Source organism: Sphingobacterium micropteri, from assembly GCF_014692515.1.
GTDB classification, from domain to species: Bacteria; Bacteroidota; Bacteroidia; order Sphingobacteriales; family Sphingobacteriaceae; genus Sphingobacterium; species Sphingobacterium micropteri.
Genome location: NZ_JACOIK010000008.1, coordinates 102029 through 119881, shown reverse-complemented (window position 1 = coordinate 119881; position 17853 = coordinate 102029). Strand labels below are relative to the sequence as shown.

The 17853-nt window shown below is 42.0% G+C and carries 11 protein-coding genes and 1 tRNA gene; 8 read left to right on the top strand and 4 right to left on the bottom strand.

Annotated elements, in window-relative coordinates:
* The first annotated feature begins 351 nt into the window (after nucleotides 1-351).
* From H8B06_RS12355 to H8B06_RS12325, 7 genes are all read left to right on the top strand, one after another.
* A complete protein-coding gene (locus H8B06_RS12355; RefSeq protein ID WP_190994581.1) occupies nucleotides 352-1680 on the top strand; it encodes a sugar porter family MFS transporter in 1329 nt (442 codons plus the stop codon).
* Nucleotides 1681-1692: 12 nt separating this feature from the next.
* Nucleotides 1693-2634 carry a carbohydrate kinase family protein gene (locus tag H8B06_RS12350; RefSeq protein WP_190994580.1) on the top strand — a complete coding sequence of 314 codons (942 nt, stop codon included), beginning with the start codon at nucleotides 1693-1695 and terminating at the stop codon, nucleotides 2632-2634.
* 61 nt (nucleotides 2635-2695) lie between these two features.
* A complete protein-coding gene (locus tag H8B06_RS12345; protein WP_190994579.1) occupies nucleotides 2696-5821 on the top strand; it encodes a SusC/RagA family TonB-linked outer membrane protein in 3126 nt (1041 codons plus the stop codon).
* A gap of 35 nt (nucleotides 5822-5856) precedes the next feature.
* Nucleotides 5857-7539 (top strand): RagB/SusD family nutrient uptake outer membrane protein, encoded by a 1683-nt coding sequence (locus H8B06_RS12340; RefSeq protein ID WP_190994578.1) that lies wholly within the window; start codon nucleotides 5857-5859, stop codon nucleotides 7537-7539.
* 25 nt (nucleotides 7540-7564) lie between these two features.
* The gene (locus H8B06_RS12335) at nucleotides 7565-8674 is read left to right on the top strand and encodes a hypothetical protein (protein WP_190994577.1); all 1110 of its coding nucleotides are present in this window, start codon (nucleotides 7565-7567) and stop codon (nucleotides 8672-8674) included.
* 64 nt (nucleotides 8675-8738) lie between these two features.
* Nucleotides 8739-10340 (top strand): glycoside hydrolase family 32 protein, encoded by a 1602-nt coding sequence (locus H8B06_RS12330; RefSeq protein WP_190994576.1) that lies wholly within the window; start codon nucleotides 8739-8741, stop codon nucleotides 10338-10340.
* Nucleotides 10341-10388: 48 nt separating this feature from the next.
* Nucleotides 10389-11903 (top strand): glycoside hydrolase family 32 protein, encoded by a 1515-nt coding sequence (locus H8B06_RS12325; RefSeq protein ID WP_190994575.1) that lies wholly within the window; start codon nucleotides 10389-10391, stop codon nucleotides 11901-11903.
* 623 nt (nucleotides 11904-12526) lie between these two features.
* Here the strand turns inward: H8B06_RS12325 and H8B06_RS12320 are convergent.
* The 4 genes from H8B06_RS12320 to H8B06_RS12305 all read right to left on the bottom strand — a co-directional run bounded on the left by H8B06_RS12320 (nucleotide 12527) and on the right by H8B06_RS12305 (nucleotide 15415).
* Nucleotides 12527-12600: transfer RNA gene (locus H8B06_RS12320), tRNA-His, on the bottom strand.
* Nucleotides 12601-12732: 132 nt separating this feature from the next.
* Nucleotides 12733-13140 carry a hypothetical protein gene (locus tag H8B06_RS12315; protein ID WP_190994574.1) on the bottom strand — a complete coding sequence of 136 codons (408 nt, stop codon included), beginning with the start codon at nucleotides 13138-13140 and terminating at the stop codon, nucleotides 12733-12735.
* 24 nt (nucleotides 13141-13164) lie between these two features.
* The gene (locus tag H8B06_RS12310) at nucleotides 13165-14484 is read right to left on the bottom strand and encodes an ABC transporter permease (RefSeq protein WP_190994573.1); all 1320 of its coding nucleotides are present in this window, start codon (nucleotides 14482-14484) and stop codon (nucleotides 13165-13167) included.
* The gene (locus H8B06_RS12305; protein ID WP_190994572.1) at nucleotides 14477-15415 is read right to left on the bottom strand and encodes an ABC transporter ATP-binding protein; all 939 of its coding nucleotides are present in this window, start codon (nucleotides 15413-15415) and stop codon (nucleotides 14477-14479) included. Before H8B06_RS12305 ends, H8B06_RS12310 begins: the two co-directional genes overlap by 8 nt.
* Nucleotides 15416-15627: 212 nt before the next feature.
* On the opposite strand from H8B06_RS12305, the gene H8B06_RS12300 reads away from it, so the two are divergent.
* Complete coding sequence (locus tag H8B06_RS12300; protein ID WP_190994571.1) at nucleotides 15628-17844, top strand: NADP-dependent isocitrate dehydrogenase; 2217 nt, start codon at nucleotides 15628-15630, stop codon at nucleotides 17842-17844.
* Nucleotides 17845-17853 lie beyond the last annotated feature (9 nt).

The following is a 17853-nucleotide window of genomic DNA, read 5'->3' as shown; positions in this document are numbered from 1 at the left end:
GTGTTTTTTTCAGAACGTATATGTATTCAACAGCCTTCAAGAATCTTCACAATATTTTAAAACGACTGTTGATGTCCGATATTTGGTAAAGGTTTAGTTTTTTTTAACAAAAAAAGAAAGCTTAGTGTTTAAAATACACATTTTATCCGCTGTTTATATAGGTAACATAACCTAAAGAAAAGGTGCAAAATTCACATCATTAAATATTTTAATTGTTTTTAAGTAATTGATATGCAGATGTTTAAGATATAATTATCACGGATACAAATTTGATATAATTTGTCGGCTATTATTTTAGGCGGCGATGAAGTTCATGTTAATTTTGGATTAATCAGTTGTAAATAAAATAACATGAACAAAAACACAGTTTTGGCCTGGTCATTCGTTGTGGCGTTAGGTGGATTTTTATTCGGCTTTGATACAGCCGTTATCTCGGGCGCGGAAAAAGCCGTCCAGATATTCTGGTCGCTCAGCGAATTTCAACACGGTTTAACAATGGCCATAGCTTTAATAGGAACGGTTATAGGTGCTGCGATGGGAGCCTATCCATCGGATAAATTAGGACGTAAAACAACCCTGTTTTTGGTAGCTGCACTTTATTTCTTTTCAGCTATTGGCACTGCGCTCGCACAAGATTGGAATATCTTTATCATTTTCCGTTTTTTAGGTGGTATTGGCGTAGGGGTATCATCTGTAACTGCACCTATATATATATCCGAGATTTCACCGGCTAAATCCCGAGGAAAATTAGTAGGGTTATTTCAGTTTAACGTGGTATTGGGAATCTTGGTGGCTTATCTATCGAACTATTTTATCGGACAAGGCGGCGAGGAATCATGGCGTTGGATGCTCGGTGTACAGGCCTTCCCATCTCTTATCTTCTTCATTTTGATTTTCTTTGTACCTGAAAGCCCACGTTGGCTGCTTTTGCACCGTGGAAAAAAAGCGGAGGCAACCGCGATTATGCAGAAAGTAAGCGGTGTGCAAGCAGCGCATGATATCGAGTTGATACTGAAAAATCAACAAAAGGCGCAAACAAAAGGAGAGAGACGTCTATTTTCAAAAGCCAATCGCTTTCCCGTAATGCTGGCGATTCTGTTTGCTATATTTAATCAAGTATCGGGTATTAACGCTATTATTTATTATGCACCCCGTGTTTTTGAAATGGCCGGGTTGGGCGCACAAAGCTCCCTGTTGTCTACAGTTGGAATTGGTTTAGTCAACTTTGTTTTTACCCTGCTGGCCATCAATTTTATTGATAAGGTCGGACGACGTAAGTTAATGTTTATCGGATCGATAGGCATGATTATCGCGTTGTCGCTGGTATCGTATGCTTTTTTCTCTGGGGTTATCGCAGGCATGACCGTAACCATCTACCTGATGTTATTTATAGCCTTTTTTGCCTTTTCACAAGGGGCAGTGATATGGGTATTTATATCGGAGATTTTTCCCAACGATGTACGAGCCAAAGGGCAGACATTGGGAAGTTTAACCCATTGGGTCATGGCGGCGATTATCACATTTTGTTTCCCTGCACTAACGGAATTACTGGGGGGAGGGTATACATTTTTAATTTTCGCCGGATGTATGGTACTACAGCTACTGTATGTTTGGAAATTGATGCCGGAAACCAAAGGGAAGTCGCTCGAGGATATGGGGGATACGATGCCATTACATTAATTGAAAATGACCATGAAGAACGAAATACTAAATATCAAAGGTGTTTGTTTCGGTGAAGTGCTTTGGGATAACTTACCTACCGGACGAAAATTAGGTGGTGCACCACTTAATGTAGCGTATCACCTCAATAAGCTTGGTATCCATACCGACATGCTTACACGTGTTGGCGATGATGTAGACGGAAAGGAAATTATAACGCTTTGTGCAGAATTGGCTATACCCTTAACGCTTTTCCAAAAAGATAATAAATACCCAACATCGACAGTGGAGGTTCATATTGACGAAAACCGGGATGTGCGTTACGAAATCGTCTTTCCTGTGGCGTGGGATTATATTGCATGGGGAGAAAAAGAAATAGAAACCGTTAGTAAAGCTGATTTTTTTGTATTTGGTAGTTTATCCACACGTCATAATACCAGCTATCAAACGCTTCAAACCTTGATAAAAGTAGCGAATTACAAAGTACTGGATGTAAACTTGCGTGCACCGCATTATACGAAAGATCGCATCTTTGAACTACTCTATTATGCTGATCTGGTAAAGATGAACGAGGAAGAGTTGGGCTTTGTAGCAACTTGGTTGGGCGTACCAGATACCGATACAGACGCCCAAAAGGCCGAAGCCGTCATGACCACATTTGGCGTCAACGAGCTTATTGTAACCTATGGAGCGAAAGGGGCCATTTATCATTCTTGGTTGGGAAAATTCTCTTATCATTTTCCAGCGTTAAAAGTCGAAGTAAGAGATACTATTGGTAGCGGCGATTCTTTTCTGGCGGCTTTTCTCTCGCAGCGTTGCCGTCAGGATAAACAGGCGACACCAGAAGAAATGTTGGAATTCGCCGCAACGCTAAGTGCCTTTGTTACACAAAGTACAGGTGCATGTCCAAGTTACGATGCACCTACTATCAATAGGTTTGTGTGGCTGAATTCGTTAGACAATATGAACTATTAAATTAAACACCTTAATAACAATAAACTTAAATAATTTATTCAATTAACAAGCAACCGATTATATGTTTACAAACAAGAAAGCAATACTGCTTTTGTACATGGTTCTTTTTTCTGTTGCCAGCTTTGCACAGCAGGTAACACTTCAAGGAAGAGTGACAGACAGCAGTACAGAAGTGCCCATAGTGGGTGCATCTTTAGTGGTTAGAGGAACAGAACAGGCCACACAAACGAATGAAAATGGGGAGTTTACGTTGCAGCTAACCGGCACTAACGTATCCGTAGAGGTATCCTATGTGGGATATGAAACGCAAACCGTTGCTACAGGAACTGCAAGATTTATGGAGATTCGCTTGGTCAGCATAGAACAGGGATTGGAAGAAGTCGTCGTGACGGGTTACCAAACCGAGCGCAAAAAAGATTTGACTGGAGCAGTTTCCGTCGTGAACGTAGCGGAAATGATGAAAGCGCCCGAAAATAATCCTATCAAAGCACTACAAGGGCGTGTTGCCGGGATGACCGTAACGGCAGATGGTAATCCCAGTGGCGCAGCGACGGTGCGTATGCGCGGGATTAGTTCCTTAAATAGCAGCCAAGACCCCTTGTACGTTATTGACGGTGTGCCTACCCAGGGCGGAATGCATGAGTTGAATTCGAATGATATTGAGAGTATACAAGTATTAAAAGATGCGTCTTCCGCAAGCATCTACGGTTCACGAGCAGCAAACGGCGTTATTGTTATCACGACCAAGAGAGGGAAATCAGGCGATCCAAAGATCACCTTTGATGCCTTCGCGACAAGCACCTTTTTCAACAACCGTATGGAGGTACTCAACGCGCAGGAATATGGACAAGCCATGTGGCGGGCTATGATGAACAGTGGAGCTAACCCAAATAGCAATAATATCGGTTATCAGTTTGATTGGAGTAACGATGCCGACGGTCAGCCGCAATTGGATCATATTTATGTATCCCAATTTCTGGACAATAGACAGACCATGCGTGCTTCGGATACCGATTGGTTCGACGAAGTGTCTAAACCGGGATTGATTCAATCCTATAATGGTTCGTTTAGTTCTGCAACAGACAAAAGTAGTTCATTTTTCTCGTTGGGGTATTTTCATAATAACGGAACGCTGAAGCATACTAATTTTAAACGTATATCAGCTCGCCTAAATACCGACTACAAATTTTTTGATGGAAAGCTGGTCGTAGGGGAAAACTTCACGGTGAATAATACAGGAGAAGTGCAAGTACCGGGAGATGTACTCGATCTTTCATTAAAAGCTTTACCGGTTATTCCGGTGTATACAGTGGATGGTATAGGTTGGGGAGGCCCTTCGCAAGGGATGAATGACCGGCATAATCCTTTACGATTGCTTTACGACAATCGGAATAACACCTACAATTATTGGCGGCTTTTCGGAAATGCTTATGCAAATTTAGAGATTATCAAGGATCTGCATTTGAGAACCAGTTACGGTGTTGACTATGGTAATTTTTATAAGCGTCACATGGAGGTTTCCTATCTATCTGGTTTCCTGAATAACAACAGAACGGGTGTTAATATGGAACAGAGCCATGGCATGAAATGGACTTGGTCAAATACCGCCAATTACAGAAAAACGATTGATAGACATGTTTTCGACATATTGGGTGGTATGGAGATGAATAGAGAACGGGACATTTCCTTTAATGCTTATACAGCAGGAGAAGGCGCGTTCGTTATTGAAACACCTGAATATATGTGGCCGGGTGTCAGTACCGGAACAGCTGCAGTCGGTGGCGGTTCGACAGGCTTCTCGTTGCTTTCTTATTTCGGGAAAATAAACTATGTGTTTGATGATCGTTATCTGGCTTCTTTTACCGTTAGACACGATGGTTCTTCACGCTTCGGAAAAAACAACCGTTTTGCAACCTTCCCTGCAGTAACAGCAGGTTGGCGTATTTCGGAAGAACGTTTTATGGAAAGCACCAAAAACTTTATTTCTGACTTAAAACTACGGGTAGGCTGGGGGCAGACCGGAAATCAAGGTATTGATAACTTAGCGACCTATGCACTCTTTGTACCGGAATATGGTGTCGCCGACCCGACTTGGGATATCGTAAATGGAACAGCTTATGACTTGGCGGGAAACGGTTCGGGTATTTTACCGTCGGGTTATCGCAAAATCCAAACCCAAAATGACGATTTGAAATGGGAGACAACCACACAAACCAATATCGGTCTCGACTTCTCACTTTTCGGACAAAACTTGTTCGGCTCTATTGATTGGTATGTAAAAGCCACCAAGGATATGTTAATTAATCCAGCCTACATTGGCGTCGTGGGTGAGGGAGGATATCGTTGGGCAAATGGTGCTTCCATGGAGAACAAGGGTATTGACGTGACGACAGGTTATCGTAACAAGACGGCTTTTGGCCTCGATTATGAATTAACGGGGGTCATTTCTACTTATAAAAATAAGATAACACATTTGCCGGAAGCCGTGGAAAACTCGTATGGTGGTCGTCAAGGTGACAATATTATCGGTCGTCCATTGGGCTCATTCTACGGATTCGTGACAGACGGTATCTTTCAAAACCAAGATGAGGTCAATGCGCATGTTAACCAGACAGGTAAGGGTATTGGACGTTTGCGTTATGTGAATGTTTATGATACGGATAATGAAATTACCGATCTTGACCGGACCTGGATAGGTAATCCGCATCCTGATTTTTCGTATAGTTTGAACGCGGCTCTTAAATACAAGGGATTTGACTTATCCGCTTATTTTCAAGGTGTGCAAGGTATTGATGTTGAAAACTGGTTGAAAAAGCAAACTGACTTTTGGAGTGTGGACGATGTGAATTCTAATAAAGGCAGACGCTTGCTGAATGCTTGGACACCGCAAAACAGCAGTTCCGATATTCCGGCCTTGCAAACAACCAATAACAATGACGAAGGCCGTCTTTCTACATACTATATAGAAAATGGTTCCTATTTGAAATTACGCAATTTGTCGCTCGGATATACGCTTCCTACTGACCTGGTGTCGCGTCTACGTATGAGTCGTTTGCGCTTCTATGTGACGGGGCAAAATCTGTTCACGGCTAAATCAAAGGCATTTACAGGCGTAGATCCTGAAAATGTGGGATGGGGGTATCCTATTCCGACCACATGGACGGCGGGATTGAATGTGGTATTTTAATCATCTGAAAGACAAACGTTAATCATTATTACACCATGAAAAGAGCATTTAATAAAATAGTTACAATGATGTTGGCCACCGGTTTGTTAGCAGGTTGTGCCGATTTCCTGGACGAAACACCTAATGGGGTGCTTAGTTCAGATCAGGTAAATGATGTAGATAGGCTGCTTACGGCTACCTATTCTGCTTTGGGAAACGATCACTACGATGTACCTTTTAGCTTATGGCCTTACGGTACTGTCCGTTCAGATGACGCCTATAAAGGCGGTTCCGGTCCGCAGGATATACAGGTCTTTCATTTTTTGGAAGTATCCAATAATATCATGACCAATTTTGGTGAGGTGGATCGTCTATGGTTTCAATGTTATTTGTCCATCTCGCGTGCAAATACGACGATCCGTACGATACACGAAGCTGGTGACTTTGAGGGTAAAGAAGTAAAATTGGCAGAAGCACGTTTTTTGCGAGGGCATTTTTACTTTATGCTTAAAATCCTGTTCAAATATGTACCTTATATAGACGAAAATACACCGATCGATAGCTATGAGACGGTGTCCAACCGGGAGCTATCGAACGACGAACTTTGGCAGAAAATCGTTGATGATTTCCAGTATGCCGTAGATAATTTACCGCCGACACAAACGGAGATTGGACGAGCTAATCAGACGGCTGCAGCTGCATATCTCGCCAAAACCTATTTGTATAAAGCCTATAGACAAGGGGACCCGGAACGTCATACCGTTACCGGGATTGATGCGGCAGACTTGGAAAAAGTGTTGCAAAACACACAGATTGTGTTGTCTTCGGACTACAGCCTGGAATCTGATTTCGCCTTCAACTTTTTACCGGGTAGTTATGAAAATGGTAAAGAAGCTATATTTTCCGTACAATATTCGAAAGATGACGGAACAAAATTCGGACGGGTAAACCTATCGGATGTCCTTTCGGTACCAATGGGGCTAGGTTGTTGTGATTTTAAGAAACCAAGCCAGAGCCTGGTCAATGCTTTCCGTACAACGGGCAATGGGTTACCGATAGAAAATTACAATACGTTGGATAACTACAGTAGTACCGAAAAATATGATCCAAGACTTTTTCATACGGTAGCCATTCCGGGTTTACCGTATAAATACAATACAAACCGTTTGTATGAAGAAAGCTGGAACCGTAACCCGGCCGATTATTCGGTATATGCTTCATTAAAGGAAAATGTAGATCCCGATTGTGATTGTTTTGTGCCCATGGTGCCCTTTTATGCCAACACTAAAAATCGTATCCTGATTCGTTTTGCAGATGTACTACTGATGCGGGCTGAGGCGCTTATTGAACTGCATCGTGCTCAAGAAGCTTTGCCGTTAATTAATGAGATACGCACACGTGCAAAAAGCAGCATGCAGTTTACGGGTTACACAAGTGATAAAACACTTATTGAACCCTATAAAGACGGTGTGAATATTAATTGGAGTGAGGCGGTCGCCCGGGAAGCATTGCGATGGGAACGCCGGTTGGAATTGGCGATGGAAAACGAACGGTTCTTTGATCTCGTGCGCTGGGGAGTCGCAGAGCAGACCATGAATGCTTATTATAATGCAGAACGGTCACGCCGATCGTATTATGCTGCTGCACAATTTGCTGCGAATAAGCATGAGTATCTACCTATTCCCGAAGCGCAGATTAGGTTAAGCAAGTATCTGTATCAACAGAATCCCGGATATTAGGGAGGGGATTTGAAAAATAAATCGTATGAAGACTTTAAAAATAATTATCAATATAGGACTGGTTTTATTACTTGGTGGGCTTTTTAATGCCTGCAAACAAGACGCAGTCGATTCGCTGGATTTAAATGCTGATGTCAATGTGCTGGCGTTTAAAGTGGCTAATGTTAATGGTGTAGTAGATAACGAAGCCGGAACGATCACCGTTATGGTTCCAGCGGGTACGGATTTATCCGCGATGGCGCCTGTTATTGATTTGCCTGCCAATGCAGCGGTGAAACCGGCTTCCGGAGCCACGCAGAATTTCCTGTTTTCTGCTACCTCGCCGGTGGTATACCGTGTATATAACGGAAATGTATTCTATACTTATCGCGTAACGGTCAAGGAAATCAAAGCAGAGATAACAGCCTTTCGTATCGGGAACCGAACCGGTATCATCAACCAAAATGATAACAGTATCGTCGTTTATTTGCCTGAGGGTACCGATGTAACCCAGCTTAACCCTATGGTCGAATACACGGACGGGGCAGAGATATCACCTATATCCGGAAATTATGTTGATTTCAGCTCGCCGGTAACTTATACCTTGACTTATATGGGAGAAACATTTACGTATACCGTAACAACTATATTTGGAGAGGAACCTAAACAATCACTGGTTATTTTCAATGGTGAAAATATCGCTCCACGATGGGCGGATTTGGGGACAGCGGTGGAAAACCAAAGTAATAATCCTAAAACTGATGGAATTAATGCTTCTCCTTTATGTGTCTCTATTGTAAGAAATGCTGTCAACGGAGAAGGTTGGCATGGAGGAGCACTTTGGAACGAAAATAAAGTAAACATAGACCCTACGGAGTATAGTCGTTTCTCCATTATGGTACTGAAAGAGGTGGCTGGAGATGTACAACTTGAAATACAATCCGATGGCGAAAGCAATAAGGATTGGTTAAGAGCTTGGTACGCCGAAGATCATCTTGGTGAATGGCAGGAGTTGATTTTCGAGATTCCTGCGAATCGCACAGCAATCATTAACAATATCTTGGTGATGCCGCATGAACACGCCAACGGTCAGCCTGTGGCTTTCGAAACACAGCGGATGTATTGGGACGAATTGAAAGCACTTCCTAAAGAATAACCCTTTAAATTTTGTGCATAACGGTATAACGACTGTTATGCGTAAATTTCAAATATAATATGACATGAAAACAATGATAGGCTTATTTCCGTTTTTATTCTTTGTACAGATGCTGACAGGCTGTAAAGATACTGATAAACCAGTTCCGGACGTACCTTCCGATCTTGATCCAACAGTCGATATGTCCATAACGTGCAGTAATAAACAAGAAGCCGGAGGCTATCAGCTATTTTATAAGCCACAACAGGGATTCGTGGGGGATCCCATGCCTTATTTCAATGCGGATGATAATAAATTTTACTTGTTTTATCTGTATGAAAATGCAAATCATCATCCTATTTATCTGACAAGATCTGCTGATTTTGCGTCTTTTGAAGGATTTACAGAAATCATACCTGCTGGAGCGGTAGGAAGTCAGGAAGAATGGATAGGTACTGGAAGTTTTATCAAAAAAGAGAATACCTATTATAGCTTTTATACCGGACATAATGCCAATCTGAGCCCTGCTGAAAAGGTTATGATGGCTACATCACCGGATCTACTGAATTGGACGAAACAACCGGGAGCGACCTTTCAAGCACCCAGCGGATATGATCAGCATAATTTCCGCGATCCCCATGTTTATTGGGATGAAACGCGTAACAACTATGTAATGCTTGTTACGACTCGCAAAGATGGCAGAGGGGCACTTGCGCGTTACTCCTCTTCGAACTTGAGCGACTGGTCGCTCATCGAACCTTTAGTAGCGACAACTTCTGATAATCCTGGAAAGCACGAAATCGAAACGGATTCCGAAATATTGGAGTGCCCGGATATATTTAAAATGGGTGATCAATGGTACTTAACGTTTTCGCGTATTAATCGTGATGAGCATCGTAAAACCTTTTATCGGGTTTCGGATTCACCGGATGGGCCATGGCGAATTTGTCGCGATGCGGATGGACACCACGAGACTTTCGATGGATTATACCTGTATGCTGGAAAGACGGCAAGTAATGGCACTACACGTTACCTATCTGGATGGTGTTCTACCGGACAGACGGTAAACAGCAATAACGAGTTGCACTGGTCTGGATCGCTGGTTTCGCATAAATTGGTAAAACAGCCGAGTGGTAAGCTGTATCCGGCTATTCCCGATGCTGTGGATGCAAAGTTTAACACAAAAGTGGCTTTTGCCCAGATAACATCAGAAGGCAATGTTTCAAACGAGGGAAATACCTATACCATCAGTACCTCGTCTTCTGATCGGAGTTATGCACTATTCAATCGAAATACGGAACCGGTAAAAATTTCGATGAAAATTGATGCCTCACAATCGGAACGTTTTGGTTTCTCATTTGGAGCGTGTGATGGCCTATCGGAGCTGTATAGTGTCTCTTTCGACTTGACTTCATCCAATCGTTGGGGAATGCCTTCTCTATTTATGCATCAGGAAAATAGGGGTGCGGTAACGAAGAAAGAGCTCAATTTTACACCACTCATTGTTCCTGCGAACAAGGTGTTTGATGTCAAGATCGTAATCGAAAATTCGATTTGTGTGGTCTACGTAAATAATAATGTTGCGTTTACGAATCGTGTATACAAAATGCATCAAAACCCTTGGACTATTTTTTCAGATAATGGGACGATAAAAATATCGGGAATGACTATAACAAAATCGGGATAGGCATGTTTAATGAAAAACTTTTATAAACAAATTATTAAAGGAATAACGATGACGAATAAATTAACAATTGGCTTATTAGCCCTTGCTTTAGTTGGCTGCGGACCACAACAACCCTCAACGGAGCAAAATCAGCAGATCGATAGTTTGGAAGACTATCGTCCAGCGTATCATTTTTCGCCAAAAAACGGATGGATGAACGACCCGAACGGTCTGGTTTATCTGGACGGAACCTACCATTTATTTTTCCAACATAATCCCGATAGCAATGTATGGGGGCCGATGCACTGGGGGCATGCCATGAGTACGGATTTAGTACATTGGGAGGAGCAGGAGATTGCACTTTTCCCCGACAGCTTGGGCACCATCTTTTCCGGAAGTGCCGTCATTGATAAGGATAATACAGCAGGTTTCGGCGCGAATGCGCTAGTAGCTATATACACCAACCATAGCCACGAAATTGAAGATCAAAAAACCGGATTGCACCAAACGCAGAGTATCGCCTACAGTCTAGATCAAGGTAAAACATGGACGAAGTATGACGGTAATCCGGTATTACCTAATCCGGGTATTTGGGATTTCCGCGATCCGAAGGTGATGTGGCATACCGAAACAGGACAATGGATCATGACCCTGGCTACAAAACAGTCCATCACTTTTTACGGTTCCAAAAATCTGAAAGAATGGGAAAGATTAAGCGAGTTTGGTGAGGGGATAGGTGCACACGGGGGCGTATGGGAGTGTCCGGATTTATTACCGTTCTCTACATCCGAAGGGGAGAAATGGGTTTTATTGGTGAGCATCAATCCCGGCGGACCGAATACCGGTTCGGCAACGCAATATTTTGTCGGGGACTTCGACGGTAAAACTTTCACAACTCCACAGAAGGATATCCGTTGGATGGATTACGGACCAGACAATTACGCGGGCGTTACTTTTTCAAATACCGGCGACCGCAAGCTGTTAATCGGCTGGATGAGCAATTGGGAATATGCGAACAACGTTCCGGCATCCACCTGGCGAAGTGGAAATACGGTTGTGCGGGAATTGGACTTGGTGAAAGAAAGCGGTACATGGTTGTTAACTTCTACGCCTGCTTCGGAAATTGATAAAGTAAGCGAGGTAACAACCAAATCCAAGTCGGTAGAATTGGCGAATGAAGCAGATTTAAGTGACGCTATCGCTTCCCTCAAAAATACTTTTGACGCGTCGTTTACGTTGCAGAAAGCTACCGGCTTCCATGCAACGCTATCGAATGAAGAAGGGGAGACGTTAGTATTCGGCTATGATGCGGCAAAACAACAGTATTTCATTGATCGTTCGAAAGCGGGTGACGCGAATTTCAGCGATAAATTTATCCATCGTCCGGTTGCTCCACGTTTGGTTCAGGAAGATGGTTTGGATATTCGTTTCTTGTTGGATCGTAATTCCATCGAATTATTTGCTGACGGAGGAAAAAGCAATATGAGCGCCTTATTCTTTACGAAGAAGCCGTTCACGAAATTGCAAATCGCAGCAGACGAAGCGAACACACTGGATGCCTTTCAAATGAAGGCGATACGGTAGATTGCCGGAAGCTATATAATAAAAAGTCGAGGTGTTTTATATAAAAGCATCTCGGCTTTTGCATGTCTGGGTTAGACAATTGATTATCATCATTTTCTACCGAATAGTATTCCTTGCAACTTTCATAATAATTTATAAATTATCTTACTGATTTTAAATGTATTGTTGGGTTATGTTTATACAACTGTATTCATGTTCGATTGAATTGATTATATTTGACTGTTAACTAGCAATTTAACATAACGAAATATTAACCAATAAGCTTAAGATGTCGATTAAATTATGCCTCTCCTTTCTTTGTAACGCGCGGTGCTTTAGCTGTGGGCTGCTGATCATCCTTTCAACTTTTGCAGACGGGGTTTTAGCAATGGCATGGTCGGACCCCGTATAAACATGTTCCGGAAGAAAGGCTAAATAGCCATCAAAGCGCTTGTTGTTATATATAACATGATTATCTGAAAATTGTACGAAACTGGTTTTAAACATGCTTATTATCGGTTTACCACTAAGATAATAAAAACAGTGCAAATTTTCTAAAAAAGCACACGAGAAGGTGCTGCTGAGCATGAGTTTCGCAAAGCCACTAAAAACAAAAAAAGCCTCTCTTTTCAGAGAAGCTTTCGGGTGAGTAATGGGGCTCGAACCCACGACCCCTAGAACCACAATCTAGTGCTCTAACCAACTGAGCTATACCCACCGTGATTTTGATGACACAAAAGTAGGACAATTCCCTATATACTCCAAATATTTTTAAACAAAAAACATAGGCGTAAGGCGAATAAGTTCATTTATAATGAGATAATTTTTATTAATCAAAAATAGACAGGAATTACTTCATATTAATGACCTCGTCTACGATATACCGCGTGTTACCACGCCAAGGCAGAACACCATGATATTCCTTGTAGTGCAGGTCAAAATATTTGCCGCTATTTAATTCCAGTATCCTAAAGATCGAATCATTTTCCACCGAAAATTCAAACTCATTGCTCGATACACCGCTGCCGGTTTGCGTCCGTAATCCTTCTTGAATCAATTTCCCTTCATACGTTTTAAAAAGGTTGCCTTTTTTAACCGCAAAATTGAGGTAACCCGATTTCACACCCTCCCCAAATACAAAATAGTATTTATAATAAACGAAGCCACCTACTGCAAGAAATACGATGATAAGCAGCCAAGCCAGGATTTTTCCGAAAACTCCCGACTTTTTCTTTTCTGTGTTTTGAGATGTTGTCATATAATTATGTAGTTTTTAATACGCCTAATTCCTATAATTGAACCATTTCAGAAGCTCTTTCAGACTCGCTTTTTTTCCATACATCAAGATACCCACCCGGTAAATACGCGAGGCAAACCAAGTTGTCACGATAAATCCGCCAATGAGTAAAAAGGCCGATAGCACAATCTGCCAGGTAGGTACGCCAAAAGGAATACGAACCAACATCGCCACGGGCGATGTAAACGGAATAATACTTAGCCAGGTAGCGATGCTTCCATGCGGATCGTTAATCAAAACGCCAAATGATAAGACATAGGGTATCAATAGCGGCATGGTTATCGGCATTGTAAATTGTCCTGCTTCCGTTTCATTGTCTACGGCAGAGCCTACGGCAGCGAACAAAGCGCTATATAGGAGATATCCGCCAAGAAAGAAAACAAAGAAGCAGATCGTAAGTTCGGTGAAATTTACCGAGTCGAGCGCTGCCGTCCAATCCAAGTCTGTATTTCCCGTGTTAACGTGTTCTCCCGGTACTTCCGTCATACTACGTCCCATAGCCTGTTGCGCCATCTCTTTATTACCAAATAAAGTGGTAGAAAATACCGTCATCAACGTTAAGGAGAGAATAATCCAAAGCACAAATTGGGTGATGCCGACCATACCAATTCCAATAATTTTTCCCATCATTAGCTGAAATGGTTTCACCGAAGAAATGACAACTTCCACAATGCGATTGGTTTTTTCTTCTATGACACCCCGCATAACTTGTGTGCCAAACAGTACAAGCGATATATAAATCAGAAAACACAACCCCATGGCTATACCCATAGCAACTTCCGTGTGGCTGTCTTTGGCATCACCGGTTTCGGTAACCTCCTTTGCAGCAATATGGATACTATCGTTGATGTTACGGATACTATCGATATTCAATCCCATTTTACGATACTGCTCGTTACGGATAATTTCCCTTAGCTGCGACTTAACTTCGTTTTGTGTACTTATATTGGGTTTTCCGGAGGATAGCAGTTCAATTTTTCTGGATGTATAAAAATCAGCCGGTATGATCAGTAGGTTTGTATTCTTTGCGCCGTTCTTTAAATTACTGATTTGCTCCTGGAGGTCTGTATTTGAAAGCGAGTAGGTAATATTCTTGTTGTTCTTTAGCTGACTGGATATAGATCCTTCTTCATCAACGACATGAACAACTGCATGTGTGTCTTCATAGCTTTGTTTGGTCAGAAAAAATATAGCCGCATACATACCGATAAAAAGCATCGGGACAAGAAAAGTCACGAGTAGAAAAGACTTTTTCTTTACACGACTTATATATTCTCGGTTGATGATTAATAATATCTTACGCATGATGGGTAGGTTTATTGGTGGAAGGATCGGTAACGTTGGCAATAAAAATATCGTGCATGGATGGAATAACTTCCCTTACTTGGTGTATTTGAACTTGAGGAATAAGGTATAGTAATATGTCATTCAGGGAATTGTCATGTTGTAAGCGAATAGTAACTTCATGGTTATCGATTGCATTTTTCTCCGCTATCACCTCGAATAAAGGCGTATCTATAAAGCTTGGAACGATACCTTCTTGTTCTTTAAATTCAATGACATATTGCTGGTTTTGGTAAGAACGTTTTATTTCGCGGACTGGGCCATCCAACACTTTTTTCGATTTATTGATCAGTGCGATGTAGTCACAAAGTTCTTCGACCGATTCCATCCGATGTGTAGAATAGATAATGGTAGCTCCTTTTTTGTTCAGTTCCAGGATTTCTTCTTGTATCACTTGCGCATTGACAGGATCAAAACCGGAAAAAGGTTCATCGAGGATAATGAGATCCGGTTCATGTACGACCGTTGCCACAAATTGCACTTTTTGTTGCATACCCTTACTGAGGTCCTCCACTTTTTTGTCCCACCAGCTTTCAATCTGCAATTTTTCAAACCACGTCCGGATGCGTTGCACAGCATCGCTCTTAGACAGCCCTTTAAGTTGTGCCAGATAAAGCATCTGTTCGCCGATTTTCATCTTTTTATATAACCCACGTTCTTCCGGCAGATAACCTATACGTTCGATATGCTTGGGTTGAAGAAGCTCACCATCAAAATAGATTTCACCACTATCAGGAGCGGTAATCTGGTTGATAATACGGATAAGAGAGGTCTTTCCAGCACCATTAGGTCCCAAAAGACCAAAGATACTCCCTTTCGGTACATGTAAGGATACATCATCCAAGGCACGGTGATGGCTATACTGCTTAACGATGTGACGGATGTCTAGCATAGAATATATAATTTGTTGCTAAACCTAAATAAAATGCGCTGCATTCACGAATACAAATGAAAAAAAATATTCATGCGTAATTCATGCATATATTACAATGGATTATTCATGATCATATGCTTTCAAAGAAATGTGTTTAGGGAGAAATACACGCTTCCATTTTTGCATGCAAATGCGTACCTTTAGGCGAATTTTTATTTCAACAGAAAATTATGTCATCCAAAATTATTTACACAAAGACAGATGAGGCGCCTTTACTGGCAACCTATTCGTTTTTACCCATTGTTCAGGCGTTTGCAAAAACTGCCGGTATAGAAGTAGAGTTAAGAGACATTTCATTGGCCGGACGTATATTGGCTAACTTTTCCGAATATTTAGCACCGGCACAAAAAGTATCTGATGCGCTGACGGAATTGGGACAATTAGCAACCACGCCAGAAGCTAATATCATTAAATTACCGAATATTTCGGCGTCTATCCCGCAATTAAAAGGAGCGATTGCGGAACTGCAAAAAGCAGGTTATAATGTACCTAACTATCCGGATACACCGGCAAACGCAGAAGAAGAAGAAATAAAAGCTACTTATGCGAAAGTGTTAGGTTCGGCGGTGAATCCCGTATTGCGGGAAGGGAACTCGGACCGTAGAGCGCCCAAAGCCGTGAAAAACTACGCCAAAGCAAATCCACACAGCATGGGCGCTTGGGCAGAAGATAGTAAAACAAAAGTGGCTTCCATGTCGGATGGTGATTTTTATGCGACAGAAAAATCGGTAACGGTTGATAACGATACACAATTCAAAATTGAATTTGTAGCAGCGGATGGAAGTGTAAAAGAATTAAAAGGTTTAGCGAACCTGAAAGCAGGGGAGGTCATTGACTCGTCCGTTATGAATGTGGCTAAATTAAAAGCTTTCGTAGCCAAAACAATCGAAGAAGCTAAAGCTGCAGGTGTATTGTTTTCTGCACATTTAAAAGCGACGATGATGAAGGTCTCGGATCCTATTATATTTGGTGCTATCGTCGAAGTCTATTTTAAAGATGTATTTGCAAAATATGCTGATTTGTTTGCTGATTTAGGTATCAATAAAAACAACGGGTTAGGAGAGGTATATGCCAAGATTGCCGGACAACCGCAGGAAGCGGAAGTGAAAGAAGCTATTGAAGCGGCAATTGCGAATGGACCGGATTTAGCCATGGTTAATTCTGATAAAGGAATTACAAATTTACATGTACCTTCCGATGTCATTGTTGATGCATCGATGCCTGCAATGATCCGTACCTCAGGTCAGATGTGGAATAAACAAGGTAAACCACAAGATACGTTTGCGGTTATTCCTGACCGTTCGTATGCGGGTGTTTATGCAGCCGTAATTGAAGATTGTAAAGCGAATGGCGCTTATGATCCAAAAACAATGGGGTCCGTGCCGAATGTAGGGCTGATGGCGCAAAAAGCAGAGGAATATGGTTCACATGACAAGACTTTCCAAGCTACGGCTAAAGGTATTATTCGTGTAGCGGATGCTTCGGGAAATGTATTCATGGAACAGCCGGTAGAAGAAGGTGACATATTCCGTATGTGTCAAACTAAAGATGCGCCTATTCAAGATTGGGTGAAATTGGCCGTAAACCGTGCGCGTTTGTCGGAAACTCCTGCGGTATTTTGGCTAGATGAGAACCGTGCGCACGACCGTGAAATTATCAAAAAAGTAAATAAATACCTAGCGGATTTTGATACAACAGGATTAGATATCCGTATATTATCGCCTATTGAAGCAGCTAAATTTTCTGTAGAGCGTATCCGTAAAGGACTAGATACGATTTCCGTTACCGGAAATGTGCTACGTGACTACTTAACAGATTTGTTTCCGATTTTAGAGTTAGGTACTTCTGCAAAAATGTTGTCTATTGTTCCATTGATGAACGGTGGTGGTCTGTTCGAGACGGGAGCAGGAGGATCTGCCCCTAAACATGTCGAGCAATTCGTAACAGAAGGTTATCTTCGTTGGGATTCATTGGGCGAGTTTTTGGCTTTAGGTGCTTCATTTGAACACTTGTCTCAAACACAGCAAAATGCAAAAGCACAGGTGCTGGCTGATGCGTTAGATGTGGCAACCGAAAAATTCCTTGCGAACGATAAATCGCCTGCGCGTAAAGTAGGGCAGATTGATAACAGAGGATCACATTTCTATTTGGCACTATATTGGGCCGAGGCATTGGCTACACAAACCAAAGATGCCGAACTTGCTGCTGAATTTGGTGATTTAGCGAAGGCACTAGCGGAAAATGAAGCAAAAATCAATGAAGAATTGATTGGTGCACAAGGTCATCCGCAAGATATCGGGGGGTATTATTTCCCAGACGATGCATTGGCTTCCAAAGCAATGCGCCCTTCAGCGACATTCAATACAGCGATAGATTCGTTTGAATAGCACGTCATA

Excerpts from the sequence above, each read along its gene's own strand:
- H8B06_RS12355 (WP_190994581.1), top strand. The coding sequence starts at position 352 with ATGAACAAAAACACAGTTTTGGCCTGGTCATTCGTTGTGGCGTTAGGT.
- H8B06_RS12350 (WP_190994580.1), top strand. The coding sequence starts at position 1,693 with ATGAAGAACGAAATACTAAATATCAAAGGTGTTTGTTTCGGTGAAGTG.
- H8B06_RS12345 (WP_190994579.1), top strand. The coding sequence starts at position 2,696 with ATGTTTACAAACAAGAAAGCAATACTGCTTTTGTACATGGTTCTTTTT.
- H8B06_RS12340 (WP_190994578.1), top strand. The coding sequence starts at position 5,857 with ATGAAAAGAGCATTTAATAAAATAGTTACAATGATGTTGGCCACCGGT.
- H8B06_RS12335 (WP_190994577.1), top strand. The coding sequence starts at position 7,565 with ATGAAGACTTTAAAAATAATTATCAATATAGGACTGGTTTTATTACTT.
- H8B06_RS12330 (WP_190994576.1), top strand. The coding sequence starts at position 8,739 with ATGAAAACAATGATAGGCTTATTTCCGTTTTTATTCTTTGTACAGATG.
- H8B06_RS12325 (WP_190994575.1), top strand. The coding sequence starts at position 10,389 with ATGACGAATAAATTAACAATTGGCTTATTAGCCCTTGCTTTAGTTGGC.
- H8B06_RS12315 (WP_190994574.1), bottom strand. The coding sequence starts at position 13,140 with ATGACAACATCTCAAAACACAGAAAAGAAAAAGTCGGGAGTTTTCGGA.
- H8B06_RS12310 (WP_190994573.1), bottom strand. The coding sequence starts at position 14,484 with ATGCGTAAGATATTATTAATCATCAACCGAGAATATATAAGTCGTGTA.
- H8B06_RS12305 (WP_190994572.1), bottom strand. The coding sequence starts at position 15,415 with ATGCTAGACATCCGTCACATCGTTAAGCAGTATAGCCATCACCGTGCC.
- H8B06_RS12300 (WP_190994571.1), top strand. The coding sequence starts at position 15,628 with ATGTCATCCAAAATTATTTACACAAAGACAGATGAGGCGCCTTTACTG.